Raw genomic sequence first — 1,286 nt, forward strand, 5'->3', positions numbered from 1 at the left:
TGGCGGACTTCGACGGGGACGGCACATCGTCGTGATTGACGTTCTGGGGTGAGGTGTAACTCAAACCGAGGGAGACGCTGTCCGTCGCTTTGTAGATCATGCCCAGTTGGACACCCACGCCGTAGCCGGACGAGGAGCCCTGGCGCAGGTCCAGGGTGGCGTAGTCCACGTGGAGCGCCAAACCGAAGGACACCTTTTCAAATGGCTGAAAGGCGATGGCCGGAGCGAATTTCATGATGGCCAGTTCGCTGTAGGCCCCGGAAACCAAGGGAAAAGACCCCATGGGGCCGAAATTGTAAAACCCCGGCTGATCCACCGCCGTGCCCTTATAATCCACGCCCAGACCGGAGACCCCGTAGGCGGAAAGGCCGAAACGCCAAAAAGGCGGACGATCCGTGAGGGGCACCGAAAGGCCGATGGCCGGGATGGGATAGACTTTGTCTTCGCTGTCCGCCGAAATGACGGTGCCCGAAGCGGGAAAACTGATGCGAGTGTCCACTTTGGGCATGAAGAGCGTGCCGCCGAAATTCATTTCCGAGGAAGGACAATACGGTCCGAAACACATGGCCGCCGGATTCACGAAAACGGCGCTGATGGCGTCCTGCGGGGAGGCGACGCCCACGCCGCCCATGGCGCGTGCCACCGGACCGACGGCGATGAGGTTATCCCCGTTGGTGGCCGAAACCGATCCCGCCGTCCCCAAAAGCCCAAGAACAATGACGCACGAAATGAGGGCTCTTTTCATCGTTGCTCCTTTTGTAATGCGGTTCTTGGATACGCTGCCCCAAACTCTCCCCCTCACCGTGATTCTTTTTTCCGCTCCGGTACACCTCCTTTCCTTGACGACGCCGGGCGCGCCTCACGGCACCCCAATTCTTCTGAAAACGCCCTATTTTCTTCTGGCACCGAAGCACATGCTGACTTCGTGCCCCTGTGCACAAAAAGCAACAGCGTTAGGCCTCTGCCGCCCGGCGAAGGGGCAGCCTGAGGCCTTAAAGTCAGGAAACAACCAAAGCGTCGGCGACCATGGAGGTGAGAAACTGGACGTTGACTCCCAGACCGTAGTGTGTGTTGAGGTCGCTCAGCTGCGTATGGCAGTTTTCGCAGGCGGTGGCAAGAAGGGTCGCCCCGGTGTTGCGCACCTGGTCAGCCTTGACTTTGGAGGACTTCATTCGAAAATCCAGGGTGTCCTCGCCCAGGGCCACCAACCCGCCCCCGCCGCCGCAGCAATAGTTGTAGCGGGGATCGGGAGCCATTTCCCGGTAGTCGTCGGTAAGTTGCCGGAG

The 1,286-nt window shown here is 59.9% G+C and carries 2 protein-coding genes; both read right to left on the reverse strand.

Annotation, left to right across the window (positions count from 1 at the left end; genetic code table 11):
• Positions 1-745: hypothetical protein (locus ABJK56_RS04310; RefSeq protein WP_347243431.1), on the reverse strand; the 745-nt coding region annotated here is incomplete at its 3' end.
• A 253-nt stretch (positions 746-998) separates the two neighbouring features.
• Positions 999-1,286: heterodisulfide reductase-related iron-sulfur binding cluster (locus ABJK56_RS04315; RefSeq protein ID WP_347243432.1), on the reverse strand; the 288-nt coding region annotated here is incomplete at its 5' end.

The organism is Thermogutta sp. (assembly GCF_039793925.1).
In the GTDB taxonomy this organism is placed as follows: domain Bacteria; phylum Planctomycetota; class Planctomycetia; order Pirellulales; family Thermoguttaceae; genus Thermogutta.